Raw genomic sequence first — 24,807 nt, forward strand, 5'->3', positions numbered from 1 at the left:
TCAGTGGCTGGTCACGCTCAGCGTGATGGGGCCTGCCAACTCGGTGTAGCCGCCGTTGTAGCAGTACCAGACGTTGTACGTGCCCGGCGACAGGCTGGAGGTATCGAACGTTACGGTACCGCTGCCGTTGGGCGCGTACTGCCAGCTGGCGGAGCTGCCGTGGCCGGGACTGCTGCCCGTGGCGTAGATGCCGATCCAGTTCTCGCTGTTGAGCTGGCTGGCCGGCGTGGCGTAGTCGAAGTGCACGTAGGTGCCCGCGCTCACGCTCGGCATGGTGCTGGCGAGGCTGGGCGTGGTCACGGCGGTGGTGGTCACGAAGGCATCGTTGATCGGTTGTGCGTACTGGTCGTTGTTGGTGAGCGGTGCGATGCCCAACGCGTTCTCGACGGTCCGGCCGACACTGAAATGGTTGTAGCTGGCATTGCTGGCGTAGCCGGCCTGCACCGCGCCCGGCGAGCCAAACAGAATGGTGGCGATGTGATTGCCGCTGGTGGACTCCGATTCGTCCCAGGTGAGGATCAGCAACGAGCGCTGTTGCGTCCACGCCGGCGAATTGAAGATGGGCTGCAGGGTCTGCTGCAGCCAGCCGTTCTGCACCTGCAGACTTTGCGCCGATCCGTTGCCGGAGGATTCGCCATCGTAATAGTCGTCTGCGGCGATCCAGGAGAAGTTCGGCGTGCTGGCAGCCGACTGCAGGTCGGTGGTGAGCTGGGTGGTGTCGAACAGATGCGCCGCGCAACGCGTGGGGTTCGAGGAAATGTCGGTGAAGTTGATGAACGGCGCGTCGTCAGGCTCGTAGTAGCTGTCGTTGTTGTTGCTGGTGTTGCACGGCGTGCCCATGCCCTGTTCATAGGCCTTCCAGGTCTTGCCGATCCCTTCGAGCCGGTCGCCGATGTGCTGCGCCGTCACCTTGATGTTCGGATAGTAGATGGCACCCTTCACAAAAGTGTCGCCGCCGGCGATCGCCAGGTAGTTCTCGTCGCTGGGGTGGTACACGCCGCTGTAGTTGTCGAGCAGCGTGCCCTGGCGGGCAAGGCTGTTGATGAAGGGCGCGTCGGTGGTGTCGCCGATCACTTGGTCGTAGTCGGTGTTTTCCATCATTACCACGAAGACGTGATCGAAGGCCGGTACCTGCGAGGCCGGTGCCTGCAAGGTGGGCGCCGTGACCGGCGTGGACAGCGTCAGCGAGAGATTGTCGGCGTAGCCGATGTTGTAGGACGCCGAGGTGTCGTTGAACTGCAGCAGCACCGAAATCGTGCGCGTGCCGGCCGGTACGTTGCCGGTGGCGGACTCGGCCAGGAAACCGGTCTTGTCGCCGCGTGCGGACGCGTTCGCGCCGGCAAGCTGCGCGGGCGTGCCCAGCGGATTGCCGTGAGCATCGAGAAAGGTCGCCGTAACCACAGCCTGCCCGTTGTAGCTGGTGTAGCCGCCGAGCCAGCCCGAAAGCGCATAGGTGATGCCGCCGCCGTCGATGGCGCTGGCGGCGCTGGACACGTCCACGTTCTGGCGCAGTGCGGAATCGCCGTAGGGGCCGTCGGCGATGAAGGCATTGCCGCCCGAAGCGTTGCCCGGCGTGCTGAAGCTGCCGATCGAGTAGCACACGGTCGACGGGCTGCCTTGCGTCACCGTCCAGCCCGGCACGGTATTCACTGCCGACCAGTCGGCGGTGCAGGTGCCCGATTCGCCGTTGCCGTTCACCAGCAGGTTGCTGCTGGCGCCGGCTAAGGCGGATGTGGCGAACAGGCCGCTGAGGCAGGCCGCTGCCAGCAGCACACCTGCGTTCGACTTGCGTTGATGTCGCATAGCCCCTCCCTTTGTGGTGTGAGAAGGGCTGGACAGTGCGAGGGAGTGGTTGCGGATGCGCGACGGCTGGATGACAGCGTGCGGCTCATGCGGCGCAATGCGATGCGTTGCGCAGACGGAGTGTCGACTGCTGCGTAAAACGCGATTTTCCGGGATGCTCTCCGCGATCCGGAGAAAGCGTGCGTTTATTGGGTGCGTTCCGCGCGCGGTTGCGCCCCGCCAGGACGGCGCCGAACCCTTGGCGGGAATCCCGCCAAGGGCAATCGCATCAACGCCTCGGGTTATTACGGCGCATTCACGAAGGCCTTCCAGGCCGAATACAGGTTGCCTGCGTTCACCGAGCCGAGACCATTGGCGAAGCTCCAGCCCGGCTGCGCCGCATAGGCCGCGGTGGTCGGGTTGTACTTCGTCGCGCTGGTCGAAGTCAGCCCGATCTTGGTGGATCCGTAGAACCCTTCGAAGTTCGCTATCGTGCCGTAGAAATAGCAGTCCGGCGTGGTCTCCGCGAACGCTTCGACCTCGATGCACTGCGTCGAATTGCCGCCGCCGGTGATGTTGTGGAACACGCATTTGGCGGTGCCCTTGGTGCCGTTGTCGGCATCGCATTGCGCAAGCGTGGACGGCACGGCTCCCGTCGCATCTCCGTATTCGCTCCTGGCCAGCGCGTACAGCGTGGGTGCAGCGTTGCCCTGATCGGTCGACAGACCAGCCTTGGACATGCCCTGGTCGATCAGTGCCTGGATGCCTGCGAACATCGGCGACGACAATGATGTCCCGCCCTCCAGCACCACCGGGGTCGTGAAGTTCTGCGCGCACGGGTAGTCGCCGGTGCAAAGGATGACCCACGAATAGCCGCCATAGGAGCCGGCGAACAGCGAGACGTCGGGCAGGTCACGCGACTGGTCCTTGGCGGCCCCATGCACCTGCCGCTGCCAGGCCGGCTTGCGGTCGACCGACGAGGGACCGCCGCTGCCGCTTTCGGAGGTTGCGTACAAGCCCTCCGGGTCGTAGATCAGCGCGTTCTTGCAGAACTGCAGCGCCGTCAGTCCCACCAGTTGCTGGGCCGCCGTGGTGTTGCCGCAGGACTGGTTCCAGGTGATCTCCGGCACGTAGGACAAGGCCGAGCCATACACCGTGTTGAGCGTGCTGCTGAAGTACTTCTTGGTCGTGCCGTCGAGCACGTCGGCGGTATCCGAGCCGCCGACACCAGTCACGTTGGGCGAGGTGGCAAACGAGTTGGCGTCCACGCCAACGCCATTGATGATGGAGCCGTTGAAGCTCGGGTTGGATCCGGAATCGCCGGTGGAAACAAATACCGAGATCCCTTCCGCGTCGGCCTGGGCCCACATCAGGTCGATCGCCGTCTTGCTGGCGGTATCCGTATAGCCTTCCCCGTATCCATAGCTGGCACTGATGATGTCCGGCCGAGAAGTGGCATTGATCAGGTTGTTCGCCGCCGTATACACGCCGCCGAAGAAATTGGTGCTGCCGGCGTCGTTGCAGGTCGCCACCCAGATGTTGGCACCGGGTGCCATCGCCGTGGACCACTCCGAGTCCAGCACGGTCTCGATGCTTTCCTCGTCGCCTGTGGCATTACCCGGGTCAGTGCAGTTGCCCGTGGATGGCGTCAACTGCGGCTGGAACTGCATGAACGTGCCGCCATAACTGCCGAGGTTGAACTGGCTGACGAAGTTGGGCCAGTCCGAAACATCCATGTCGCTGTCCTCGACCACGGCAATATTGATGCCTTTGCCGGTCAGGCCTTTGTTGTAGAGCGCGGTGGTGTTGTACATCGTGTTCAAGTCATACGGCACGAAACCGCGCGCACCGTTGGTGAACGCCAACGCCATCGGGTTGACCTGGGAGTTCGTGCTGGACGCAGACGCTTGTTTCAGCGTGAAGTTCCGCTTGCCGGCGTTGAACTGCCCTACTTGCGGGGCCACGTGCAACGGTTGCGGACGGAAATCGTTCAAGCCCGCGACACCGACGATCACGTTCTGCAGCGCTGAAGGAATGCTGATGTCACTCGCGTTGGCGATGTGGCTGACCTTGTTGACGGTATAGCGGTTCATTTGCGTATGGAATGCCTGGCGCACCTGGCCAGCCGTGCCGCTGAAATCGATCTGCGACTTGTTCGGATACACACCGTTGACTGTAAAGCCCTGTGAAATGAGCCAGGACTTCACGCTATTGATGTCCGCGTCGGTGATGCCGAAGTTCTCGCCGAATTCGGCGGGCGTCACCCATTGATGGAACTTGGGCGATGAAGGATCGTGCTGCGCAGCAATCAACGACTGCAGTGCCGATTTGCGCAACGCGCTGCGCTGCAGGATGAGCTGCATATGGTTCATGGGCAGCGAGTCAGCCACTGCGGCAGTCGGCGTCAGGGCGCTGATCAGGGCCAGGTGGGTATTGCCCAGCGTGGACACGACGCGATTGTCGACAGTCTGGGTGACACGCGGCGCCTCGGCCGTGTTCAGGCCGGCCAGTGCGGTTGAAGCTTGCGCCACGGCGATCGCCGGCAACGAGGCGAGGGCGACGGCAATGGATACACTCAGCATCACGCGTTCAGTTTTCACGTCTTTTCTCCAAAGAAATGCCAGATGAAAAAAACGAGTCCCCTGTCCCCTGTGATGAAACGGATCATTTGACTGGATGGATTTGTCGAGATCTGCCTCCCTTGCGTCGAACGTGTGCCAGCGGAAGAGCCATCGGATCGCCGTACGGACCCGACGCAGCCACATACGGCGGTCGCGCTGACTGAAAATTAACAACACCCCGTGCCCGGCCGAACGGCCGACAGCATTTCGGAGCATGCGCTCGAACCAGCGACGCAGTCCAGTGCATCGGCCCTTCGTTTACATTCGTGCCTGTCCTGGACGGTGACGAGTGACGATGGATACAAGAAAAGACATGATCGATACCGTGGTATTCGACCTCGGCGGCGTGCTGATCGACTGGAACCCGCGTTACCTCTATCGCCGGTTGTTCGACGACGAAACGGCGATGGAACGTTTCCTCGCCGAAGTCTGCACCAGCGCATGGAACGAGCGGCAGGACGCGGGGCGCTCCTGGCACGAGGCGGTGGACGGCTTGAGTGCGCAGTTTCCGCAGCACGCTGGCCTCATCGCGGCTTATCGCGATGGGTGGGAAGAAATGCTGGGTGATGCCATCCAGGGCAGCGTGGATTTGCTTGCGGAGCTGAAGGAGCGCGGTGTGCGTCTGTATGCGCTGACCAATTGGTCGCATGAAACCTTTCCGCGCGCGAAGAAGATCGAGAGGTTCGGTTTCCTGCACTGGTTCGAAGGTATCGTCGTTTCCGGGGAGGAGCAGCTGATCAAGCCGGATCCGCGCATCTATCAGCGGCTGTTCGAACGCTATTCGATCGACCCTGCACGCGCGCTCTACATCGACGATGCGCGCCGCAACGTCGATGCGGCGTCAGCGCTGGGCATGCATGCGTGGTGGTTCCGCGACTCCGATGGCCTGCGTGGGTGGCTGGCTTCGCACGGGCTGCTACCGGCGTAGGCATCCTGCATAGCGGCACCACGCGCGGAAACAATGCCGCGGGCGAACGGGAAACGCAGGTCAGCGGGTCAGGGCGGCCTTTGCCGTTGGCATTGATCGATCCTCGCGCCGGATCGCATGTGACTACTGCCCCGCGTCTGGACGGCTATCGGGTAGCGTCGTGACGCGGGTTGCACGCCCGTCGTGGCATTGTCATGAAACCGGCGTAGGTGCCGGAATGCTGGCGCTGTTTTGTTGACGCACTGCCTCGATGTGTTGCGGCAAGGCGAGTGATTCATCGTCGCCACGGCCTGCCTGGACATGCTGCAAACCCCTATTCCCAATGTCATTACGCTTCTTTACACGGTGTTGCATACGCGACAGCCGACTCTGGTCAACAAATTGCTAGAGGCTGTCTCGCGTGAGCTCCCTCCGGGGGCGTCTGCGTTACTCGCCGCATGGATGAGGCTTGGTGTGATGAAAGCCGCCAGATCCGACGGCTTGATCGGCAGTCCAACTTCGCACGAGAACCCTCCATGACGATCAATTCGATTTCAAACAACAATCCCTGGCTGACCCAGCTCAGCCAGTCCGCCAGCACCAACGCGGCCAGCGGCAGCGCCAGCACGACGGGTTACGCGCCGCCGCCGGGCGGCCTGTTCAGCTCGATCTTCCAGGCGCTGTCCACACTGGGTGTAGGCAGCAGCACGAGCGCTTCGAGCAGCGGCGCCGGCACGACGACGGGTAGCAGCACGGCCGCTACTTCCTCGACCTCGACGCAAAGCCCCCAGCAAGCCATGTCGGCCTTCATGCAAGCCCTGATGGGCGCGTTGCAGGCGCAAAGCGGCCAGGCCGCCGGCACGGCTTCCACTACTACCGACGGCACCGCTGCCGCGGGGGCCGCGGCGGGGTCATCGTCTACTGCAGCGGCCAGCCCGGCGGCTGCCGGCACCGATGGTGCCGACCAGAGCGGCTGGCATCGCGGCGGTCACCACCACCATGGCGGCGGCCAGATGCAGAGCGACCTGCAAAGCCTGATCAGTCAGCTCGATTCGAGCAGCGGCAGCTCTTCCACATCGACTGCGTCCGCCGCGTCCACCGCATCGTCGTCGTCCACCTCAGGGACCTCCAGCAGCGTGCTCGGTTCGCTGGAGCAAAGCTTCCAGAATCTGGTCGGCTCGCTGGGCGGCGCGGCCAGTGGCGCCACGCTGGGCAATTTCCTGCAGACGCTTTCCAGCGACCTGGGCGGGACGTCCGCTTCCGGCGCGATGGTCAGCACCCAGGCCTGACCCCTAGAGGTACAAGTCCTCATGCCTGCACCGCGCTTGTGCGCTGCATCGGGCTTGGGCGGCAGGATGACTGGATCGGCATGAAAAACGCGGGCCATGGGCCCGCGTTCCGTCGTTGCCGCAGACCAGCTGTGCGCAACGATTTATTGTTCTCGCTTCCACACCTGGCTGCGCCCGAGCAGGGAAAAGCCGATGTAGCCGTGCACGTCGAGTTTCTGGCCGCCGTCCTTCAGCGTGAGCTTCACCTTGTAGATCCTGCCGTTCTTGGGATCGAGGATACGGCCGCCGTCCCACACGTCGTAGTCGCGGGTCACGCCCCACATCACGGTCATGCCGATGATGGGCTGGTCCTTGCGCGCGCCGTCGCATTGGGTGCACTTCGGCGGGTTGCCGTCGCGCGCGATGTCCTCGGGCGTGGCGTTCATCACCTGCAGCACCTTGGCCTGCAGCTCGCCATTGGACTCGGTGATCTGCAGGATCGAGGTCGGTTTGCCGGTGACGTCGTCCACCTGCTGCCAGGTGCCCACCGGCGTGCTCACGTCGGCGGCGGAAACGGCTCCCGTGGCCAGCAGCAGGCCGCAGGCGAGGGTGAGGCGGACAGCATGTTTCATGGTGGCATTCCCCGTGCGTGACAGTATGGTTCGAGCCTGCCGGTGCCGGCCGGAGTCGTCAAGTTGCATCGCGCCAAGCTTTGCCGCATCAGACGAGGCCGTTGTCATGGCTGGCATAATGCATGGCTCCCCACCCCATCCAGACATGACATGACGCAGGCGAACGAAACCCTGGTGCGCCGATTGCTCGGCGAACTGACCGACCCTCACACCGGTGCTTCGCTGGCCGAGGTCGTTCGCGCAGTGGGCGTGGACGGGACGCGGGTGTCGGTGGACCTGCAGCTCGGCTACCCTGCGGGGAGTGCGGCCGAGGCCTTGGCCGCAAGGGCGAAGCAGGCACTGGAAGCCGATCCCGCCATCGAATCGGCTGCCGTGTCCGTCACCAGCCGTATCCAGTCGCACAAGGTGCAGGGCACGCTGGCGCCGCTGCCCAACGTGAAAAACGTCATCGTGGTGGCTTCGGGCAAGGGCGGCGTAGGCAAGTCCACGGTGTCGGCCAACCTCGCGCTGGCGCTCAAGGCCGAAGGCGCCAAGGTGGGCGTGCTCGACGCCGACATCTACGGTCCCAGCCAGCCACGCATGCTCGGCATCAGCGGTCGGCCGGAATCGCCCGACGGCAAGAGCATCACGCCGATGCAGGCGCACGGTTTGCAGGCCATGTCCATCGGTTTTCTCGTGGACGAGGAGACGCCGATGATCTGGCGCGGCCCGATGGTGACCCAGGCGATGATGCAACTGCTTACCGACTCGCGCTGGGAGATGCTGGATTACCTCATCGTCGACCTGCCGCCCGGCACGGGCGACATCCAGCTCACGCTGTCGCAGAAGGTGCCGGTGGCCGGCGCGGTGATCGTCACCACGCCGCAGGACATCGCCCTGCTGGACGCACGGAAGGCGCTCAAGATGTTCGAGAAGGTGGAAGTGCCGGTGCTCGGCATCGTGGAAAACATGGCCACCCATGTCTGCTCGAACTGCGGCCATGAGGAACACATTTTCGGCGAAGGCGGCGGCGTGCGCATGGCCGAGCAGTATCACGTGCCGTATCTCGGCTCGCTGCCGCTGGACATCCGCATCCGCGAACAGGCCGATGGCGGCACGCCCACCGTGGTGGCGATGCCCGATTCCGATCTCGCGGCGCGCTACCGCGAGATCGCCCGCAACGCTGCCGGGCGGTTGTCGCGCCAGCCGCGCAACAAGTCGCTGGGGCTGGGCAAGATCGTGGTGCAGGGTTCCCCCGCCGCATGAGCATTCCGCGGCGCGTGCTCTGCCTGTGCGGCAGCCTGCGCCGCGTTTCCTCCAACCGCGCCACGCTGGAGGCCGCACGCCAACTGGCACCCGCGTCGCTGGAGCTGGCGATTTACGATGGCCTTGCCACGCTGCCGTTGTTCAACCCCGACGACGAACGCGATCCCTTGCCCGCTTCCGTGCTGGCGTTGCGTGAGGCGGTCGGTCGCGCCGACGTGTTGCTGATCGCCTGTCCCGAATACGCCCATGGCGTGCCCGGCGCGTTCAAGAACCTGCTGGACTGGCTGGTGGGCAGTCTGGAATTCCCCGGCAAGCCCGCGCTGCTGCTCAATACCTCGGCGCGCGGCTCGCACCACGCGCAGGAGGCACTGGCCGAGATCCTGTGCACCATGTCCGCCGAACTGCTGACGACGCAGCCCATGCCGGTGGCCTTGCCGGGGGCCGGCTGCACGGCGGAACAGGTGCTGGACAGCGCGGAGCGCCGTGCGGAACTACATAAGGTATTGGACTGCCTGGACTCGGAATTGGGCTGATTTGCCTTGCATGGCGTGCATGACTTTGCTCGTCATCCCGGCGCAGACCGGGATCCAGTAGCGAACACGCTTGCCCAGGCCAGACAGTCACCCGATCCCAGCCTTCGCCAGGATGACGAACGTGGGGCCCTTCGTTTCGTGTGAGCCCTCAGTTTTTCAGATACGGCGCGTGTGGCCGCACCGTCTATCGCATAGGCGGGAGTGGCTCCCAAGCCCTCGACACAGCCTGCTTGTAGTTCCGGCGTATCAAGCCAGGCCATTTCGCTTGGTTCCTTCTCTTGACTCCGGGCATCCTGCCTTCCGCCCTTCGGAACAGCGAAGAGAAGGAACTCGGGCGCCGGCAGGTGATCGAAACCGCTTTGTTCCTTGCGACAACGCAAGCCCCCGCTCCCCAAATCGAAAGCAGCAAAGGCCATGAACCGGCCCCGCGCTGGCGCACCGCCTCCCCGACCATGTATTTTTGCAGTTTTACGCTTGGCCTACCCGGGCCCCACGCCGACCGCGGAGTACACGTGAGCATCAAGTCCGACAAGTGGATCCGCCGCATGGCCGCAGGCCACGGCATGATCGAGCCGTTCGAGCCGGGCCAGGTGAAGCTTGGTGCGGATGGCAACCGCGCGGTCTCGTGGGGCACCTCCAGCTACGGCTACGACGTGCGCTGCGCGCGCGAGTTCAAGGTGTTCACCAACATCAACTCCACCATCGTCGACCCCAAGGCGTTCGATCCGAACAGCTTCGTGGACGTGGTGTCGGACGTGTGCATCATTCCCCCCAATTCCTTCGCGCTGGCGCGCACGGTCGAATACTTCCGCATCCCGCGCGACGTGCTGGTGGTGTGCCTGGGCAAAAGCACCTACGCGCGCTGCGGCATCATCGTCAACGTGACGCCGCTGGAGCCGGAGTGGGAAGGGCACGTCACGCTGGAGTTCTCCAACACCACGCCGTTGCCCGCAAAGATCTACGCCAACGAGGGCGTGGCGCAGATGCTGTTCTTCGAATCCGACGAATCCTGCGAAACCAGCTACCGCGACCGCGGCGGCAAATACCAGGGCCAGCAGGGCGTGACCCTGCCGCGTACCTGAACAGCCATACCGTCCCCGCGCGCCGGCGTTGCCGCGCGCATTAAAATTGCCAAGTCACACGATCGCTTTTCGCAGGAGAACCCGATGATCCGTTTTTCCACCATCCTGACCCGCGCTGCCGCCGCGCTGGTCTTCGGCAGCGTGCTCGTGCTCGCCGGCTGCCACACGAACAGCATCAAGACGCAACAGGCGCAGACGGCCCAGTGGAAGGGCAAGTTCGACACAACGATCGAGGCCTACAAGGAAGGGCAGTTCGTGATCGACGGCGCGGTACTTTCCGCGGTCGATGCCGGCAGTCACTTCGCCTATCTCAAGGACACGGGCAAGATGCCCAAGACCATCCTGCTGGTGCCCAGCGACGATTCCAAGGTGCGCAAGGTGCACCTGCAGTACATGGCGCGCATGTCGATCGACTACGGTTTCACCGTGTACTACGACAAGGACGGCCAGCTCACTGAAATCAACGCGATCAACACCACCGCGCGCGAGCTTGAGGACCACCACGCGCCGGCGACGATCAGCAACGGCCAGGAGTGCAAGACCGCTGCCGGTTGCGATTCCGTCGACCAGGCGGCACAGCAGCAGGGGCAGGGGCAAGGGCAGCACTGATCGGCCCAGCGATTGGCAGAAGAGCCCGCGGAGCGATCCGCGGGCTTTTTCGTGAGGTGGCATCCGGCCTATTTCAACTCTTCGATGTGCCTCTGCATGTCGTCCTTGCGCATGGGGTCTGTTTCGGCAGGCAGCATTCCCTCGAGGATCGCAAGCTGAGCGGCATCGAGCGCCTTCTTGGCCGACGTCCTGACGTCCGGCACAACGCCCACGCCTTCCCAGTCGCCGTGCGTCACCGGATTGATCGGACGTCCCGACGGCACGAACATCATGAAGTGTGCGTCGAGGCGATGCGGTGCACCGGCATGCGCGGCACCGGCCGTGGTTTCGCCGACAAGCCTGGCGCGGCCGGCATTTTTCAGCGCATAAGCGAAGTCTTCGCAGCCCGAGATGGTGTCGTTGCTGGTGAGCAGATAGAGCGGGCGCGCCTGGCCGTAGCGTCTGCCGGGCACGCTCGCCGTCGTCCAGCGTTCCTCCGTGCGGTTCTCGTCGCGGAAATAAATGTCGTTGAGATGGGTCGGCTTGTCGAACAGATAGCTGGCCAGCAGCATCACGGTGTCCGGGTCGCCACCCCGGCATTCGCGCAGGTCGACGATCAGGGCATCGGTATCGCCGAGCAGGGTCATCGCGGCGGCGATGCGACTGGCTGCCTGTTGCGGCCGGCCGAACGCATGCAGTTCGAGCAGGCCGATGTTGAAGTGCAGCCGGCCGACATTGGCGAAGCCGTAGTTGACCTGCTTCTGGTGCAACGCCTCTTCGGCCTGCTCCTGCGGCGACAGGCCGCCGTCCGGGCTCTCGGCAATGGCTTCCTGGAAGTAACGGACTTCCAGGTGCTTGTCGTGGGTCTGGCCCTGCAAGGCATCGGTGAGGACGTCGGCAAATTTCTCTGCGCTTCCGATGCCGTCGAAATCCCCGCGTGACAAGCGTGCGCGCAGGTCTTTTCCGATCATGGCGGCCTTGTCCGGAAAGACATAGCCGCGGTCGAGATTGGCGATCACGTTGTTTATGACCTCGGCGCGCGTCGCCTTGTCGATGACCATGTCCTTCTGCGGCGGCTCGTGCGGAGGGCCTGCATCCGGCCACGCCAGCGCGGCGATGCTGCCCAGCGCGGATATCCCGACGATGGCCGCAGCGGTGGCGATCTTGGCTTTTTTGTTCATCCCACTTTCCTCCCGGTATGTGCGTCGACGACCGACAGGGCCAAGCCTGCGACCACAATGTGGGGGAATCGTGTGCGCCGGCTTCGGCGCGGCCCGCGTCTTACAAGTCGACGCGATAGCCGAGTCCATAGATCGAATGGATGATCTCGACGCCCGGTAGCGCCGTGGCGAGCTTGCGCCGAAGGTTTTTGATGTGCGTGTCGATGGCGCGGTCGCTGACGTCGAGGTTGTCGCGCCGGGCGATGTCCAGCAGTTGCGCACGCGAGAACGCCGTGCCGGGCCGTTTCGCCATCGCTGCGAACATGTTGTATTCGCTTGGCGTCAGGTCGAGCGTCTGTGGTCCGATGCGTGCAGCGTGCGCCGCTTCGTCGATCTCCACGAGCGGGCGTCGTGCCTCAGGGCCGTGCGAACGGCGCAGGATCGTCTTGATGCGCGCGACGAGTTCCCTGGGGCTGAACGGCTTGCAGACGTAGTCGTCGGCTCCCGCTTCCAGGCCGAGCAGGCGGTCGATCTCCTCCACTCGCGCGGTTAGCATGAGGATAGGCACGTCGGAAAACGCACGCACGGCGCGGCACACGGCGAGGCCGTCGAGCCCGGGAAGCATCAGGTCGAGCACGATCAGGTCGGGAGGAGTGCGGCGGATGCCGGCGAGGGCGGCGATGCCGTCGGCGATCACCTCGGCCTTGAACCCGGCGGCGACCACGTAGTCGGCGACTATCGCCGCGAGGTCGCCTTCATCTTCCACGATGAGAATCGTCGGGCTCATGCGCCGTGCAATTTCAGGATGATGGTTGCGCGCAACCCGCCGAGCGGCGACGGGGCGAATTCGAGGCGGCCGCCGTGCGCGGCGAGAATCTGCCTGCCCAGTGCCAGGCCCAACCCACTGCCACCGGAGGCCCGGCTGCGCGAAGCGTCCATCCGGAAGAACCGCTCGCCGAGACGGTCGAGCGACGAGCCGGGTATGCCTGGAGCGGAGTCGTCGATGGTCATGCGCACTTCGTCGGCGGACGCGGTGCCGGCCAGTACGACGTGGCCGCCGGCCGCGGTGTAGCGCGCGCTGTTCTCGAACAGATTGGCGGCGACCTGACGCAGGCGATCGGCATCGCAGATCACGAGGGAGTGGGCAGGTGCTTCGCCGATTTCGGCACCCAGTCCGGCGGCGTGGAATCGATCAGCGAAATCATCGAATACCTCGCGCATGAGCAGCCATGCGTCGTGCGGTGCCATGTCGTAGGCGGTTTGCCCGATGTCGGCGCGGGCCAGTTCGTACAGGTCGTCGACAAGCTTGCCCAGCGAACGCACCTGGCGCTCCATCAGGGCGAGGCTCTCCGGCGTGACGGCGCGGACGCGATCCTGCAGGCTTTCCACTTGCGCGCGAAGTACGGCCAGCGGCGTGCGCAGTTCGTGCGACGTCTCCGCGATCCATTGCCTGCGCGCGCGTTCCGCATCTTCGAGCCGGGTGGCCAGGTGGTTGAAGGCGCTGGCGAGCTCGCCGAGTTCGTCGTTGCGGCGCAAGTCGATGCGGGTGTCGAATCGCGCCTGTTCGAGCTGGCGCGCACCCGCGGCAAGCCGCGCAATCGGCCGACGCAGATGCGCCGCGAACAGCGCTGCGATCATCGCACTCAGTAGCAAGCCGGCCATGCCAACGAACAGCAGGTGGTTTTGCTGGTCGATCAAAAACGCCACGGCCAGTGCATCATCGGGATTCTGCGGCTGCGCCACCACGAGCGAACCGATCCGCTCGCCATCGACGATCAACGGGTGCGCGATCCGGTCTGGCGAGACCAGGGCGACCGTCATGGGATTGGCCAGCACGCCAGCCAGGTAGTTTCCCTGCCGGTCCACCAGGCCGAGGCGGTGGACGACGCCTGCCGCATCGGATTTCGCCTGGAATAGGGCTGCGGTTTCCAGCGAATGCGCATATGCGTCGGACAGCCACGCCTTGCGTTGCGCAGCATCGGCCGGCAGGAACGACCAGTCCTGATGCACCTGGTATCGGGCTTGCAGCGAGGTGCCCAGGCTGTCGAGGAAGCGCGTATCCGTATCGGGCAGGCCGCCGGAGAAATTGTCCAGCAGCTTCCAGCGCGCCAGTTCGATGCCAAGCGCACCGAGCGAAAGCATGGTCAGCCAGACGGTGAAGAACAGACGGTGGCCGATGGACAACTTCAAGGGTGCGAAGTCACTGGCGGCCAGGAGGCACGTCAGCTGGCTTAGTGCGATCCAGGGCATCGCGCAATGCGTTTAACCGGTTCGTCAGGGCCTCGCGATCGTACGGTTCGCGTTTGCCGTGGCCCCATGCCGGTCCGGGCCATGCCGCATCGTCTTGCGTGCGGGCCAATACGTGCAGATGCAACTGGCGCACGATGTTGCCCAATGCGCCGAGGTTGAGCTTGTCGCAGGGTGCCACCGCGCGCAGCGCAGTGGCGCACCAGTTCGCCTCGCGCCAAAGCAGCTGCTGTTCCGCATCGGTGAGATCGGCGACTTCCACCTTGTCCGCGCGGCGCGGTACCAGCACCAGCCATGCGAAGCGCGCATCGTCCATCAGGCGCAGCTCGCATAGCGGCAGCATGGCAACGTGGCGGGTGTCGGCTTCCAGCCGTGGATCGAGCGCAAATGCCGCCTCGCTCATGCGCCGGCCAGCTGCTGGTCGAAGAAGGCCAGTGTGCGTTGCCACGCCAATGTTGCGCTGGGCTCGTGGTAGTGCGGATCGCCGTCGCGGTTGAACGCATGGCCTGCGCCGGGATAGACGAAGGTATCCATCTGCGGCAGTTGCTCGCGGTGCTGCGCCACCGCTTCGGGCGGGATCGACGCATCGTTCTCGCCGAAGTGGAACATCACCGGTGCCTTCGGCGTTTCCACCAGGAAAGGCACGTTGCGTGCACCGTAATAACTCACTGCAGGCAATCCCAGCCGCAACGCGGCGAGCAGGGCGATCGTGCCGCCCCAGCAGTAGCCGGCCACGCCGACCTTGCCGGAGGAGGCGATGGATTCGGCGGCGCTGGCGACGTCCTCCAGCGGGCGGTCCAGCCCCAGCTCGTAAACCAGGGCCTTGCCGCGTGCCATGCCCACCTCGTCGTAGTCCAGTTCCAGCCAGGACTCCAGATGGTCGAAAAAAGCCGGCGCGATGGCGGTGTAACCGGCGGCGGCGAAGCGATCGGCCACGCTGCGGATGTGGGCCGTGACGCCGAAGATCTCCTGTACCACCACGATGCCGCCCTTCGGCTTGCCCTCGGGCTGGGCAAGGTAGCCGCCGATGCACTGCGTGCGCGAGGTGGGGATGTGGATGTGCTGACCCATGGCGGTCGTCTCCCGAGCGGCGGTTGCCGGGATTCTAACCGGCGCGCGTGCCGGTGGTGGGTGAAGGTGCGCTGCCCTGGCCTCCAGGCCGGTCATTCCGGCCTTGGCCGGGACGACCGGCCTGTATCCGGTGCCTTGGCCCAGGCTGCATGGCCGTATAATTCGCCGTTTCCCCATTCCCCACGGTTGTCGCCGCCATGTCGCAGGCCACGCAGAAAATCGGTTTCGTCAGCCTTGGTTGCCCCAAGGCGCTGGTGGATTCCGAGCGCATCCTCACCCAGCTCAAGGTCGAGGGCTACGAGATCGTGCCCAGCTACGACGAGGCCGACGCCGTGGTGGTGAACACCTGCGGCTTCATCGACGCCGCGGTGCAGGAGTCGCTGGACTCCATCGGCACGGCTCTGCACGAGAACGGCAAGGTGATCGTCACCGGCTGCCTCGGCAAGCGCGCCGAGCTGATCCGCGAAGCCTACCCGGACGTGCTCTCGATCAGCGGCCCGCAGGACTACGCCAGCGTGATGCATGCGGTGCACGAGGCGCTGCCGCCGGTGCGCAACAAGTTCCTCGACATCGTGCCGGACACCGGCGTCAAGCTGACCCCCAAGCACTACGCGTACCTGAAGATTTCCGAAGGCTGCAACCACCGCTGCAGCTTCTGCATCATCCCCTCGATGCGCGGCGATCTCGTCTCGCGTCCGGTGGACCAGGTGCTGCTGGAGGCCGAGAAGCTGGTGAAGGGCGGCGTGAAGGAGCTGCTGGTGATCTCGCAGGACACCAGCGCCTACGGCGTCGACCTCAAGTACGCCGAGCGCGAATGGCGCGGCAAGGCGTACCGCACGCGCATGACCGAGCTGTGCGAAGGCCTGGCTGAACTCGGCGTGTGGACCCGCCTGCACTACGTCTACCCGTACCCGCATGTGGACGAGGTGATGCCGCTGATGGCCGAGGGCAAGATCCTCCCGTACCTCGATATTCCGTTCCAGCACGCCAGCCCGCGCATCCTCAAGCTGATGAAGCGCCCGGGCAACATCGACAAGACGCTGGAGCGCATCCGCAACTGGCGCAAGCAGGTGCCCGACCTCACCATCCGCAGCACCTTCATCGTCGGCTTCCCCGGCGAGACCGACGCCGAGTTCGAGGAATTGCTCGACTTCCTGCGCGAAGCCGAACTCGATCGCGTGGGCGCCTTCGCCTACTCGCCGGTGGACGGCGCCAAAGCCAACGAACTGCCGGGCGCCGTCTCCGAGGAGCTGAAGGAAGACCGCCTCGAACAGTTCATGGCCGTGCAGGCGGAGATCTCCGCCGCCAAGCTGCAGCGCAAGATAGGCCGGACCATCAAGGTGCTGGTGGACGAAGCGAACGCCGAGGGCGCTGTTGCCCGCTCGGCCGCCGACGCGCCGGAGATCGACGGCAGCGTGCTGATCTCCGACGGACAGGGCCTCAAGCCCGGCCAGTTCGTCGACGTGGTGGTCGACGGCGCCAGCGAGCACGATCTCACCGCGCGCCTGGCGCATCCGACCCTCAAGATCGTGTAATCACCCATGCGCTACATCGCGCCCGTTCGTGACGCGGTCGATCCGCAGGTGTTCGGGCGGATGCCGCTGGCGGCGTGGCGCGAGTACAGCGGATTGATCGGGGGCCGCGACTGGCCTTCGATCGAGGCGCTCAACGGCTGCCGTCCTGCGGGCATGCACGAACGCTTCGCGGCGCAGAACCGCGAGCTGCTGGCTGACGATCAGCACTATGAACAGCGCATCGCCGAGCGCGGCGAGATCGCCACACGCGAAAACAACTGGCACGACCTGTTCAACGCCCTGGTCTGGCTGCGTCACCCGGCGCTCAAGCGCGCGCTCAACGCGCGGCAGATGGCCGAAATCGTCCACATGGGCACGAAGCAGCGTTCGCGTGCCCAATACGCGCTTACCCACTTCGATGAAGCCGGTGTGGTGATCGCGCTTCGCGATCCGGCGTTGCTCGCGCTATGGGACGCCCACGACTGGCACGGCCTGTTCTGGCGCGAGCGCGCCGCATGGCTGGACGGCCGCATCCAGGTGGAACTGTTCGGCCATGCGTTGCTTGAACACGCGTTGACGCCGAGGCAGTTGCTGGTGGGGAAGGCACTGGTGGTCGTTGGCCCGGACCTGTCGACCGTCGCGGCTCTCGAGGCCTGTGCACAAGCGATTCGTGCGGGCAAGGTACTGTGCGATCCGCTGGAGCTGAGGCCCTTGCCGCTGGCTGGGGTGCCCGGTTGGCATCCGGACAATACGCAGGAAACATTTTGCCATGAGGCTGCGTGTTTCCAACCTGCAAGGGCAGGGCGGCGCTACCCTGCAGCGCTTGAGCTCCGGGACGAAGCGGCTTGCGCCGCCACTTGCGGGCGTGACGGATGAGAAGACGGACCTGAGCCTGCCCGGTTCGATGCGGCACCCCAGGAGAATCGTATGGATGGGATCTGCCAGATCACGCCATTTCTGCATGTGCCGGACATGAGTGAAGCCCTTTCCTTCTTCCATGACATTCTCATGTTCGAGGTCAAGTACCGCCATGGCGACTATGCCTACCTTGAGCTTGAAGGTTGTGGGCTGCGCCTGCTTGAAGAGCCGACGCGCAAACTCACCCCTGACGGAAAGGCCAGGGTCGCCATTTGCATCGATGTCGCGGATGTTGATGCGTTGCATGCGAAGCTCGGTCCCGCGCTCGCCACACTGCCGCCTGATCGTTTAGAGCCGTTGAAGGACATGCCGTATCGCCAACGGGAGTTTCAGGTGCGCATGCCGGACGGCGACTGGCTCAACTTCACGGCGCCCATGGCGTGAATCTCCAGCAAAGCCCGGGCCGACCTGGTTGATTTGCACGTCTGAAGCGGCCCGGGCAATTCCGTTGGAGTGCGTGGACGCCAAGCGTACGATGGCCCGGTGTTGTCGCACTGCAGGCTTTCCAAATGTCACAAGCCCGATCTCCCGTTTCGAGGAAAAGCCGCATCCAGGGCGCCCTGATGGGTGCCTTCATCGGTGATGCGTTGGCTCTCGGCCCGCACTGGTACTACGACCTCGACGCGCTCAGGCGCGACTACGGCGATTGGGTCGGCGACTACACGGCGCCGAAGCCGGGGCGCTATCACGAGGGCCTGCCGGCGGGCGCTTCCTCGCAGGCTGGGTTCATCCTGGCGTTGACGCTGCGCTCGCTGGTGAGCTGCGGGGGTTACGACGAGGCGGATTTTTGCGACCGGATGGATCGCGAGCTGTTTCCGTTGCTGGACGGCACGCCGATGGCGGGGCCGGGTGGCTACACCAGCCAGTCGATCCGCGAGGCGTGGCGCAAACGCCGCGCCGGCCTGCCCTGGGGGCAGGTGGCAGGGCTGGCGGACAATACCGAGGCGGCGGAGCGGGTCCTGACGATCGCACTGCGTTATGCGGGTGAGCCGGCGCAACTGGCGCAGCATGTCAGCAGCAACGTGGCGCTTACCCAGCGCGATCCCACGGTGGGTGCGATGACGCTGGCGTTTGCCGTGGTGCTGGGACAGCTGGCGAACGGCGTGGCGCTGGACGCGGACTTGTCCGGTCGGCTGATGAGCATGGTGAAGTCCGGCGAGCTGCCGTTCCACACCGTGACCAGCGGTGAGCTGGACGTACCGAAAGATGCGGAGGCGCCATTGCAGGCTGGGCAGTTTGCTTCGCCTGATGCCCTGCTCACGGTGTCGTCCATCGCGAAGGCGGCGCACGATCCCGCTGTCGCGATCGAGCCAGCGTCGAAGGTGGGTCTGGTCTACGGCCTGCCATGCGCGGTGTACCACCAATTTCCCGCGGCCTATTACCTGGCAGCACGTTTCCAGGGCGACGTGGAGCAGGGCGTGCTCAACGCGGTGAACGCGGGCGGGCAGAACCAGGCCCGCGCCATGCTCACCGGTGCGCTGTGCGGCGCGATCGGCGGGATCGAGGCGATACCAGGGCGTTTCATCGCGGGGCTGGAAAAAGGCGCGGAATACCTGGCGCTGGCGGAGGCTCTGGCGCTTCAGTCGGATTGACCTGGCGCCGGGAGGCTGCTGATGAAACGTACGTGGACCATCATCGGCGTGCGCGATGTCGCCCGCAGTCTCGCGTGGTACCAGCGCCTGTTCGGCCGGCCCGCGACGGCGCCCGAGCACGACTACTTCGGACAGCTCGTCGACGCGGACGGCACGGTGCTGCTCTGCCTGCACGCGTGGGGCGTGCACGACCATCCATCCCTGGCCAGCCCCGACCTCGCCACGCCCGGCAATGGACTGCTGCTGTTCTTCCGCGTGGATGATTTCGATGCTGCGCTGGAACGGGCGGGCACCTTGGTATCCAGGCTTCAAGAGGAGCCGGCCCAGAATTCGGCCACCGGAACCATGGAGTTCTCGATTCGCGATACGGACGGGTATTACGTCACGATCAGCGCGCTTTCATGATCCGGCGGTGCACCACGTGGGATATGCCGCCAATGGTATATGGCGCATCTCGACGATCACGAGAAATGTGAGCGTCAAAATAAAAAAGAGGCGCACCGCGCCTCCCACTGTCAATTTATACCGTCCGTGGGGACTTGCGGCAAGACTCGAGGCGAAAACTAGAATCGCGGCCCTGTCGATAGGGCAGGATTGCGAGAGGCGATCAGGACGATGTGTAATGACGAATGGGTCCCCGTTTCCCCCGCGAATTGCCATCTGCTGACTGGTCCGTTCTACCACGGTACAAAAGTCAGTTTGTCGGTCGGCGATCTGTTGACGGCGGGTTTCAGGTCCAACTACGACGACAGCGTCGTGATGAACCACATCTATTTCACCGCGGTGCCCAAGGGCGCCGGTCTTGCTGCGGAAATGGCCAGGGGCGAAGGCAGGCCGCGAGTTTATGTCGTGGTGCCGACAGGAGGGTTCGAAGATGACCCGAACGTCACGAACAAGAAATTCCCGGGCAACCCGACACGGTCATACCGAAGCGGGCATCCCTTGAAGATCATTGGCGAGCTTGAGAGCTGGGAACCCCACGACCCGGAATTCATCCGCCAGTTGAGGAGCCGTGTCGAAACAGGCATGGGCGAAATCCTCAATTGAGGGGGCGAAGGAAATCAACTGCCATGAAGGCGATTGGTTCCGCGGCGCATGCCGTCACTTCGCACACGCTTCGTAGTCGACCTCGACCACCAGGAACCGCGTGTGCCCGCCGGGCAGTTCCGCCTCGAACTCGTCGTCCAGCCGCTTCTTCAGCGCCGCGCGGGCCAGCGGCGAATCGATGCTGATCCAGCCCAGCTTCGCGTCGGTCTCGTCGGGGCCGACGATGCGGTAGCGGACTTCCTCGCCGTTGGCGAGGTTCTCCAGCGCGATGACGGCGCCGAAGAACACCGCCTCGCGATCCGCGGGTGCGCCTTCGGCCACCTTGAGTGCGGGGATGCGCTTGCTGAGATAGCGCACGCGGCGGTCGATCTCGCCGAGTTGCTTCTTGCGGTAGGTGTACTCGGCGTTTTCCGAGCGGTCGCCTTCGGCGGCGGCGGCGGCCAGGGCCTTCACCACCTCGGGGCGCAGCGTATGCCAGAGATGGTCGAGCTCGGTCTTGAGCTTCTCGAAACCGGCGCGGGTGATGATGGCCGTGGAGCCGGGCGAGGGTGGGCGCCAACGACTCATGCGCTGGCCTCCCCGTGACCGCGCAGCAGTTGCCACGCGGCGCCAAGCAGCCAGCCCAGCATCAACAGGATCAGCGCCTTCTGGCTGAGGCCGCGAGGCAGTGCGCGCCAGAATGCCTGGACCCAAAGCAGTACGAAACAGAGCGCTGCATAGGGGAAGGCGGGGCGGAACCAGCGCCGCCAGCGTGCGTCGCCGCGCAGCCGCCAGCTTTGCAGCAGCATGGCGGTGGCGGTGCACAGGAAGGCGGTCTGCGCCGCCACACCATGCACGTAGCCGTGCAGCGTGGGCGGATGGTTCCACGTGTCGGTGGTTACGATGGCGGTGAGTGCCAGCGCCGCACCGCCCATGACGAACAGCAGCAAGGGTGCGGCGCTGCGCGCAGCGGGAGCGAGTTCGGAATAGGCGCCCACGCCAAGCAGCGCCAAGGCCAGCGCCATCGCGTAGTAGCCGGCCCGCACCATGCCGCCCCAAGGGCCGATCAGGTAGAAACTGTTGGGTACGCGCATCCAGTCGAGATCGGGGCGCAGGCATTGCGCGGCGATGCCGGTGGCGAGGAAGGCCAGCATGCCGGCGAGTGCGATGGCGGCAGCGGGCTTGCCGGTGCTCATGCGGTGCCCGCCAGTTGCCGTTGCAAGGTGGCGATGTCGTTGCGCAGCGGATGTTCGGGCCACGCGCTCGCCAGCTTTTGCAGCAGCACCATGGCTTCGGTGCGGCGTTCGGCCTGGGCACCCAGCAAGCGTGCGGCCAGCAGGCCGTAATGCGGCGCGCGTTCGTCGCGCGACCAGTGCGCGAGGTAGCCGCGGCCCAGGTGAATGGCGAGGCGTTCCATGCCAAGGCGCGCGGCGAGGTCGGCCAATTCGCCGCAGGTGCGCGGGTCGTCGGGGATGAAGGCGGAATCGGCGGTGCAGCATTCCTGCAGCACGCCCAGGGCGCGACGTGCCTCGTTTTGCGCGACCAACGCGGCGATCCAGATCTGGCCATGTACCAGCAGGTCGTCGCGCAGGCCCTGGCGACGCAGCAGCTCGCGGTAGAGCTGGTGTACCGGCGCGGGTGCGGTGCGCTTGCGCAGGCGTTCGGCCAACTGGTGCAGCGCTGCGGTGGGATCGCTCTCGGCCAGCGTGCGTGCGGCGTCCACCAGTTGGCTGTCCTCGTCCTGGCCGATGGCCTTGGCGAGTTTCGGTGCCTCCGGTTCCAGCCCGAAGCGTTCGTGGCGCTGGTGGATCAACACGCCCATCAGGTGGAAGGCCAGCACGATCAGGTAGGTATAGGCGAAGCCGAACAGCGGTAGCGCCAGGAAGTGCGGCAACAGGTTGGAGGTAAGCGTAGCCACTGCGATAAGCGCGCCCAGCAAGAGGTTGATCGCCACCGGTATGAAATAGGCGCCCTCGAAGCCAAGCGCAATGCGCCACCAGGTCGCCGGGTTCAGCGCATGCAGCACATTGCCCTCGAAGGCCAGCGACATGTCGATGGCCGGCAATGCCAGCACCAGCACGGGAACCAGCAGCCACAGCGTGGCCGGGGCGAGCAAGCCGCAGGCGACGAACAGCGCGCCTGCCACCAGATGGATCAAGGTGAGTGCCCAGCCGGCCGTGCCGGCTTCGTCCACGCCGACATCGGGCGGGTTGGCATAGCCGTTCGCGGTGTACTGCATGCAATCGGCGGCATAGCGCCAGGTGGCGGCCCACACCAGCAGGTTGGCCAGCATGCCGATGGCGGGCAGGTAGCTGGCGTAGTGCGCAATAGCCAGTGCCGTGCAGGTGGCTAGGCCGGCGCCGCGCAACGGGTAGCTGAAGCTTGCGGCAAGGCGTTCACCGAACGGGGTATTGGCGGGCACTACTTCGATGCGCGGCATCGCGGGAGCCTCAGTGCTTGCCGTCGGTGCGGACGCCCACGAGTCCGCTCCTGCCACGACGCGAGTCGGAATCGGTGCGGGTGTGTTCGTTGCCGTCGGGCGAAGGGTCGATCATGAGCAACTCCGTTGTTCCGCGTCTAAGCGGAATTGTAGCCACGGCTTGCGGGGCGCCGGTTCATTGAGTATGCCGATCCCGCCGGCTATGGTGTCGGACTTTCATCGGATGGTTTTTGTCATGCGGTCTGCTCGTCTTGTTCGATCCCTGCGCCTGGCTCCGTTGGCGTCTTCGATGGCATTGCTGGCGGCATGCGCCAACCCGGGATCGGTCAAGCCAACGGCGACGGTGACGGCGTTGTACGCCCAGCTGGATCAGGCTACGCAGGGTTATGAGACGGCATTGCAGCAGGTGCGCGCCGGCAACGACGCCGCGGGGCAGCAGACGCTGAACCAGGCAATCGACACAGTGAAGAACGCTTCGGTCCACTGCGGAAGTACCCCCGGATGCGATCCGCAGCGCTTCTTCTCGGCCTACGACCGCATGCTGCGCCTGAAGGATGGCAGTTTCATCGGCGACGAGAACGCCGACGGCGATCCGCAGACCGGCATGGCGCTGGATCAGCACGGCCCGGCCGCGCTGCCGGAGGCGCAGCGCAGCGTGATCCTGCTGCACGGCCAGAAGCTCTCAGAGCTGATCGCGATGAACGGCGCGGTGAAAGCCGCGTTGCAGATGTGGCTGACGCAGTGGCGGCCGAACCTGATCGATGCCTGGATCAGCTACCAGTACATGCGCAGCGAGATGTGGCCGGCGTACCAGAAGGCCGACCTGCCCGAGGCGTTGCTGTTCGGCATCATGGCCAAGGAATCGGGTGGCAAGGTGCATGCGGTGTCGCGCTCAGGCGCGGCGGGCCCGCTGCAATTCATGTATGCCACCGGCATGCGTTTCGGCCTCACCACCGACGACGGCTTCGATCTGCGCTTCGATCCCGCCGCTTCGGCGCGCGCGAATGCCGAGTACATGGACGAGCAACTGAAGGTGTTCAACGACAACCTCGAGTTGACCATCGCGGCCTACAACACTGGCGAAGGGCGCATGAGCCGGCTGGTGGGCGACGACACCAAGGTGAGTTTCTACGACCCGCGCATCTACAACCAGCTGTCGCAGGAGACCCGCGACTACGTGCCTTCGGTGCTGGCGGCGGCGTGGCTGTTCCTGCACCCGGACAGCTACAACCTGCGTTTTCCGAAGATCGATGGCGAACCCGGCAGCATCACATTGAAGCGACCGGCTTCGCTGAGCGAACTCACCGTGTGCCTGGGTTCGGCCGGCGGCATGGAGGAAGGCTGGTTCCGCACACTGCGTAATCTCAACCCGCGGCTCGACCCGCAGCAGGAGCAGCCGGCTGGCGTGGTCCTGCAGGTGCCGAAGCTGCTGGAACAGCCGTATGCCGCGCGCTGCGTGGACGGCCCGTGGCCCATCCTGGCAGGCGACCTGCATGCCGCTGCCGCACCGGTGGTGGCCGATCCTCTCGCGCCAGCGCGTGCCGCGGGGGCGGTCCGGACGCGTAGCTACAAGGTGCGCCGCGGCGACACCCTGGTGGGCATCGTGCGCCAGCTGCGCTGCTCCAGCGTGCAGGAAGTCGCCGAAATGAACCACCTGCGCCACCAGCACATCACGGTGGGTCAGGTGTTGACCATGCCGGAGTGTCGCTGAGAGATTTGACTCCTCGTGCAGGCGATCAGGCGGAAGCGCTGGCACTCATCCAGCTTTTGACCGGATCGACCGTCGGGCGATGCAGGCGCTTCAGTTCGGTCAGCAACTGCAGCACCTGGCGGTGCTGTGGCAGCAGGCGGTCCTGCGGCGAGTGTTTGGTTTCGTGATAGGCCACGGCCAGCCACAGAGCGACGCCGCGCAGGGCCACTTCGGGATTGTCCGAGCGCGCCCGTTCATAGCCGGCGGCGGTGCCCTGGCCCCATGGCAGGTAGCGCGCTTCCGGTGCCGTGCCGTAGAGATGCGGGAACTCGCTGCGCGCGGCCTGGCCGATCTCGCGCAGGGTCAGCACGCTCAGCTGGGTGCGGCTGCGCTGGGGCAGGGCGCGCACGCAGCGTTCTATTTCGCGCAACTGGCGGGTGAGTTGGTGTGCGCGGAAGAACGCAATGGCTGGGCTCAGCAGTCGCATGGAA

25 protein-coding genes are annotated in these 24,807 nt (G+C 65.0%); 13 read left to right on the forward strand and 12 right to left on the reverse strand.

Annotated features, from left to right (window positions below; all coding sequences use genetic code 11):
- Complete coding sequence (locus ISP25_RS00315; RefSeq protein WP_404611480.1) at positions 1–1,803, reverse strand: alkaline phosphatase family protein; 1,803 nt, start codon at positions 1,801–1,803, stop codon at positions 1–3.
- A gap of 284 nt (positions 1,804–2,087) precedes the next feature.
- Positions 2,088–4,382 (reverse strand): S53 family peptidase, encoded by a 2,295-nt coding sequence (locus tag ISP25_RS00320; RefSeq protein ID WP_404611482.1) that lies wholly within the window; start codon positions 4,380–4,382, stop codon positions 2,088–2,090.
- A gap of 316 nt (positions 4,383–4,698) precedes the next feature.
- On the opposite strand from ISP25_RS00320, the gene ISP25_RS00325 reads away from it, so the two are divergent.
- Together ISP25_RS00325 and ISP25_RS00330 are read left to right on the forward strand one after the other, a co-directional pair.
- Positions 4,699–5,331 carry an HAD family hydrolase gene (locus ISP25_RS00325; protein WP_404611484.1) on the forward strand — a complete coding sequence of 211 codons (633 nt, stop codon included), beginning with the start codon at positions 4,699–4,701 and terminating at the stop codon, positions 5,329–5,331.
- 515 nt (positions 5,332–5,846) lie between these two features.
- Positions 5,847–6,599, forward strand: coding sequence for a hypothetical protein (locus tag ISP25_RS00330; protein WP_404611486.1), 753 nt, complete (start codon positions 5,847–5,849; stop codon positions 6,597–6,599).
- Positions 6,600–6,742: 143 nt separating this feature from the next.
- Here ISP25_RS00330 and ISP25_RS00335 read toward each other — a convergent pair whose 3' ends face one another.
- The gene (locus tag ISP25_RS00335) at positions 6,743–7,210 is read right to left on the reverse strand and encodes a DUF2147 domain-containing protein (protein WP_404611487.1); all 468 of its coding nucleotides are present in this window, start codon (positions 7,208–7,210) and stop codon (positions 6,743–6,745) included.
- A gap of 150 nt (positions 7,211–7,360) precedes the next feature.
- Here ISP25_RS00335 and apbC point away from each other — a divergent pair, with 150 nt between their 5' ends.
- The 4 genes from apbC to ISP25_RS00355 all read left to right on the forward strand — a co-directional run bounded on the left by apbC (position 7,361) and on the right by ISP25_RS00355 (position 10,679).
- On the forward strand, positions 7,361–8,455 hold the full coding sequence (apbC, locus tag ISP25_RS00340) for an iron-sulfur cluster carrier protein ApbC (RefSeq protein WP_404611489.1): 1,095 nt from the start codon (positions 7,361–7,363) through the stop codon (positions 8,453–8,455).
- Complete coding sequence (locus tag ISP25_RS00345; protein WP_192160268.1) at positions 8,452–8,988, forward strand: NADPH-dependent FMN reductase; 537 nt, start codon at positions 8,452–8,454, stop codon at positions 8,986–8,988. Before apbC ends, ISP25_RS00345 begins: the two co-directional genes overlap by 4 nt.
- Positions 8,989–9,500: 512 nt before the next feature.
- On the forward strand, positions 9,501–10,070 hold the full coding sequence (gene dcd / locus ISP25_RS00350; RefSeq protein WP_404611491.1) for a dCTP deaminase: 570 nt from the start codon (positions 9,501–9,503) through the stop codon (positions 10,068–10,070).
- An 84-nt stretch (positions 10,071–10,154) separates the two neighbouring features.
- Positions 10,155–10,679 (forward strand): hypothetical protein, encoded by a 525-nt coding sequence (locus tag ISP25_RS00355; protein WP_404611493.1) that lies wholly within the window; start codon positions 10,155–10,157, stop codon positions 10,677–10,679.
- A 68-nt stretch (positions 10,680–10,747) separates the two neighbouring features.
- Here the strand turns inward: ISP25_RS00355 and ISP25_RS00360 are convergent, their stop codons facing one another.
- From ISP25_RS00360 to ISP25_RS00380, 5 genes are all read right to left on the reverse strand, one after another.
- Positions 10,748–11,839 (reverse strand): S41 family peptidase, encoded by a 1,092-nt coding sequence (locus ISP25_RS00360; protein ID WP_404611495.1) that lies wholly within the window; start codon positions 11,837–11,839, stop codon positions 10,748–10,750.
- 100 nt (positions 11,840–11,939) lie between these two features.
- Positions 11,940–12,605 (reverse strand): response regulator, encoded by a 666-nt coding sequence (locus tag ISP25_RS00365; protein ID WP_192160273.1) that lies wholly within the window; start codon positions 12,603–12,605, stop codon positions 11,940–11,942.
- The gene (locus ISP25_RS00370) at positions 12,602–14,008 is read right to left on the reverse strand and encodes an ATP-binding protein (RefSeq protein ID WP_404612066.1); all 1,407 of its coding nucleotides are present in this window, start codon (positions 14,006–14,008) and stop codon (positions 12,602–12,604) included. Before ISP25_RS00370 ends, ISP25_RS00365 begins: the two co-directional genes overlap by 4 nt.
- Positions 14,009–14,018: 10 nt before the next feature.
- Entirely contained in the window at positions 14,019–14,468 is a 450-nt protein-coding gene (locus tag ISP25_RS00375) for an HIT domain-containing protein (RefSeq protein WP_404611497.1), read from the reverse strand.
- Complete coding sequence (locus ISP25_RS00380) at positions 14,465–15,136, reverse strand: dienelactone hydrolase family protein (RefSeq protein WP_192160276.1); 672 nt, start codon at positions 15,134–15,136, stop codon at positions 14,465–14,467. The genes ISP25_RS00375 and ISP25_RS00380 overlap by 4 nt, the downstream gene beginning before the upstream one ends.
- Positions 15,137–15,333: 197 nt before the next feature.
- On the opposite strand from ISP25_RS00380, the gene rimO reads away from it, so the two are divergent.
- From rimO to arr, 6 genes are all read left to right on the forward strand, one after another.
- Positions 15,334–16,671 carry a 30S ribosomal protein S12 methylthiotransferase RimO gene (gene rimO / locus ISP25_RS00385; RefSeq protein ID WP_404611499.1) on the forward strand — a complete coding sequence of 446 codons (1,338 nt, stop codon included), beginning with the start codon at positions 15,334–15,336 and terminating at the stop codon, positions 16,669–16,671.
- 6 nt (positions 16,672–16,677) lie between these two features.
- Positions 16,678–17,526: a DUF3025 domain-containing protein gene (locus ISP25_RS00390; protein ID WP_404611501.1), complete on the forward strand. Its 849-nt coding sequence runs from the start codon at positions 16,678–16,680 to the stop codon at positions 17,524–17,526.
- A 51-nt stretch (positions 17,527–17,577) separates the two neighbouring features.
- Positions 17,578–17,952 (forward strand): bleomycin resistance protein, encoded by a 375-nt coding sequence (locus tag ISP25_RS00395; protein WP_404611503.1) that lies wholly within the window; start codon positions 17,578–17,580, stop codon positions 17,950–17,952.
- A 179-nt stretch (positions 17,953–18,131) separates the two neighbouring features.
- Positions 18,132–19,160 (forward strand): ADP-ribosylglycohydrolase family protein, encoded by a 1,029-nt coding sequence (locus ISP25_RS00400; protein WP_404611505.1) that lies wholly within the window; start codon positions 18,132–18,134, stop codon positions 19,158–19,160.
- Positions 19,161–19,181: 21 nt separating this feature from the next.
- Positions 19,182–19,565: a VOC family protein gene (locus tag ISP25_RS00405; RefSeq protein WP_404611507.1), complete on the forward strand. Its 384-nt coding sequence runs from the start codon at positions 19,182–19,184 to the stop codon at positions 19,563–19,565.
- A 210-nt stretch (positions 19,566–19,775) separates the two neighbouring features.
- A complete protein-coding gene (gene arr, locus ISP25_RS00410; protein WP_192157818.1) occupies positions 19,776–20,207 on the forward strand; it encodes an NAD(+)--rifampin ADP-ribosyltransferase in 432 nt (143 codons plus the stop codon).
- Between the two features lie 54 nt (positions 20,208–20,261).
- On the opposite strand, the gene greB is transcribed toward arr, so the two are convergent.
- Genes greB through ISP25_RS00425 form a run of 3 tightly spaced genes read right to left on the reverse strand, consistent with a single transcriptional unit; the run spans position 20,262 to position 22,626 of the window.
- Entirely contained in the window at positions 20,262–20,774 is a 513-nt protein-coding gene (gene greB, locus ISP25_RS00415) for a transcription elongation factor GreB (protein WP_404611509.1), read from the reverse strand.
- The gene (locus ISP25_RS00420; RefSeq protein ID WP_404611511.1) at positions 20,771–21,382 is read right to left on the reverse strand and encodes a DUF998 domain-containing protein; all 612 of its coding nucleotides are present in this window, start codon (positions 21,380–21,382) and stop codon (positions 20,771–20,773) included. The genes greB and ISP25_RS00420 overlap by 4 nt, the downstream gene beginning before the upstream one ends.
- Positions 21,379–22,626, reverse strand: coding sequence for a hypothetical protein (locus ISP25_RS00425; RefSeq protein WP_404611513.1), 1,248 nt, complete (start codon positions 22,624–22,626; stop codon positions 21,379–21,381). Before ISP25_RS00425 ends, ISP25_RS00420 begins: the two co-directional genes overlap by 4 nt.
- 235 nt (positions 22,627–22,861) lie before the next feature.
- On the opposite strand from ISP25_RS00425, the gene ISP25_RS00430 reads away from it, so the two are divergent.
- On the forward strand, positions 22,862–24,337 hold the full coding sequence (locus tag ISP25_RS00430) for a transglycosylase SLT domain-containing protein (protein WP_404611515.1): 1,476 nt from the start codon (positions 22,862–22,864) through the stop codon (positions 24,335–24,337).
- A gap of 25 nt (positions 24,338–24,362) precedes the next feature.
- Here ISP25_RS00430 and ISP25_RS00435 read toward each other — a convergent pair whose 3' ends face one another.
- A complete protein-coding gene (locus tag ISP25_RS00435) occupies positions 24,363–24,803 on the reverse strand; it encodes a hypothetical protein (protein WP_192157811.1) in 441 nt (146 codons plus the stop codon).
- Positions 24,804–24,807 lie beyond the last annotated feature (4 nt).

This window comes from Rhodanobacter hydrolyticus, from assembly GCF_044904645.1.

Coding starts and splice junctions, on each gene's coding strand:
- ISP25_RS00390 (WP_404611501.1), top strand. CDS start 16,678: ATGCGCTACATCGCGCCCGTTCGTGACGCGGTCGATCCGCAGGTGTTC.
- apbC (WP_404611489.1), top strand. CDS start 7,361: ATGACGCAGGCGAACGAAACCCTGGTGCGCCGATTGCTCGGCGAACTG.
- ISP25_RS00315 (WP_404611480.1), bottom strand. CDS start 1,803: ATGCGACATCAACGCAAGTCGAACGCAGGTGTGCTGCTGGCAGCGGCC.
- greB (WP_404611509.1), bottom strand. CDS start 20,774: ATGAGTCGTTGGCGCCCACCCTCGCCCGGCTCCACGGCCATCATCACC.
- ISP25_RS00330 (WP_404611486.1), top strand. CDS start 5,847: ATGACGATCAATTCGATTTCAAACAACAATCCCTGGCTGACCCAGCTC.
- ISP25_RS00375 (WP_404611497.1), bottom strand. CDS start 14,468: ATGAGCGAGGCGGCATTTGCGCTCGATCCACGGCTGGAAGCCGACACC.
- ISP25_RS00365 (WP_192160273.1), bottom strand. CDS start 12,605: ATGAGCCCGACGATTCTCATCGTGGAAGATGAAGGCGACCTCGCGGCG.
- ISP25_RS00435 (WP_192157811.1), bottom strand. CDS start 24,803: ATGCGACTGCTGAGCCCAGCCATTGCGTTCTTCCGCGCACACCAACTC.
- ISP25_RS00425 (WP_404611513.1), bottom strand. CDS start 22,626: ATGCCGCGCATCGAAGTAGTGCCCGCCAATACCCCGTTCGGTGAACGC.
- ISP25_RS00345 (WP_192160268.1), top strand. CDS start 8,452: ATGAGCATTCCGCGGCGCGTGCTCTGCCTGTGCGGCAGCCTGCGCCGC.
- ISP25_RS00420 (WP_404611511.1), bottom strand. CDS start 21,382: ATGAGCACCGGCAAGCCCGCTGCCGCCATCGCACTCGCCGGCATGCTG.
- ISP25_RS00360 (WP_404611495.1), bottom strand. CDS start 11,839: ATGAACAAAAAAGCCAAGATCGCCACCGCTGCGGCCATCGTCGGGATA.
- ISP25_RS00355 (WP_404611493.1), top strand. CDS start 10,155: ATGATCCGTTTTTCCACCATCCTGACCCGCGCTGCCGCCGCGCTGGTC.
- ISP25_RS00325 (WP_404611484.1), top strand. CDS start 4,699: ATGGATACAAGAAAAGACATGATCGATACCGTGGTATTCGACCTCGGC.
- ISP25_RS00380 (WP_192160276.1), bottom strand. CDS start 15,136: ATGGGTCAGCACATCCACATCCCCACCTCGCGCACGCAGTGCATCGGC.
- ISP25_RS00405 (WP_404611507.1), top strand. CDS start 19,182: ATGAAACGTACGTGGACCATCATCGGCGTGCGCGATGTCGCCCGCAGT.
- ISP25_RS00395 (WP_404611503.1), top strand. CDS start 17,578: ATGGATGGGATCTGCCAGATCACGCCATTTCTGCATGTGCCGGACATG.
- ISP25_RS00400 (WP_404611505.1), top strand. CDS start 18,132: ATGGGTGCCTTCATCGGTGATGCGTTGGCTCTCGGCCCGCACTGGTAC.
- ISP25_RS00430 (WP_404611515.1), top strand. CDS start 22,862: ATGCGGTCTGCTCGTCTTGTTCGATCCCTGCGCCTGGCTCCGTTGGCG.
- ISP25_RS00335 (WP_404611487.1), bottom strand. CDS start 7,210: ATGAAACATGCTGTCCGCCTCACCCTCGCCTGCGGCCTGCTGCTGGCC.
- arr (WP_192157818.1), top strand. CDS start 19,776: ATGTGTAATGACGAATGGGTCCCCGTTTCCCCCGCGAATTGCCATCTG.
- rimO (WP_404611499.1), top strand. CDS start 15,334: ATGTCGCAGGCCACGCAGAAAATCGGTTTCGTCAGCCTTGGTTGCCCC.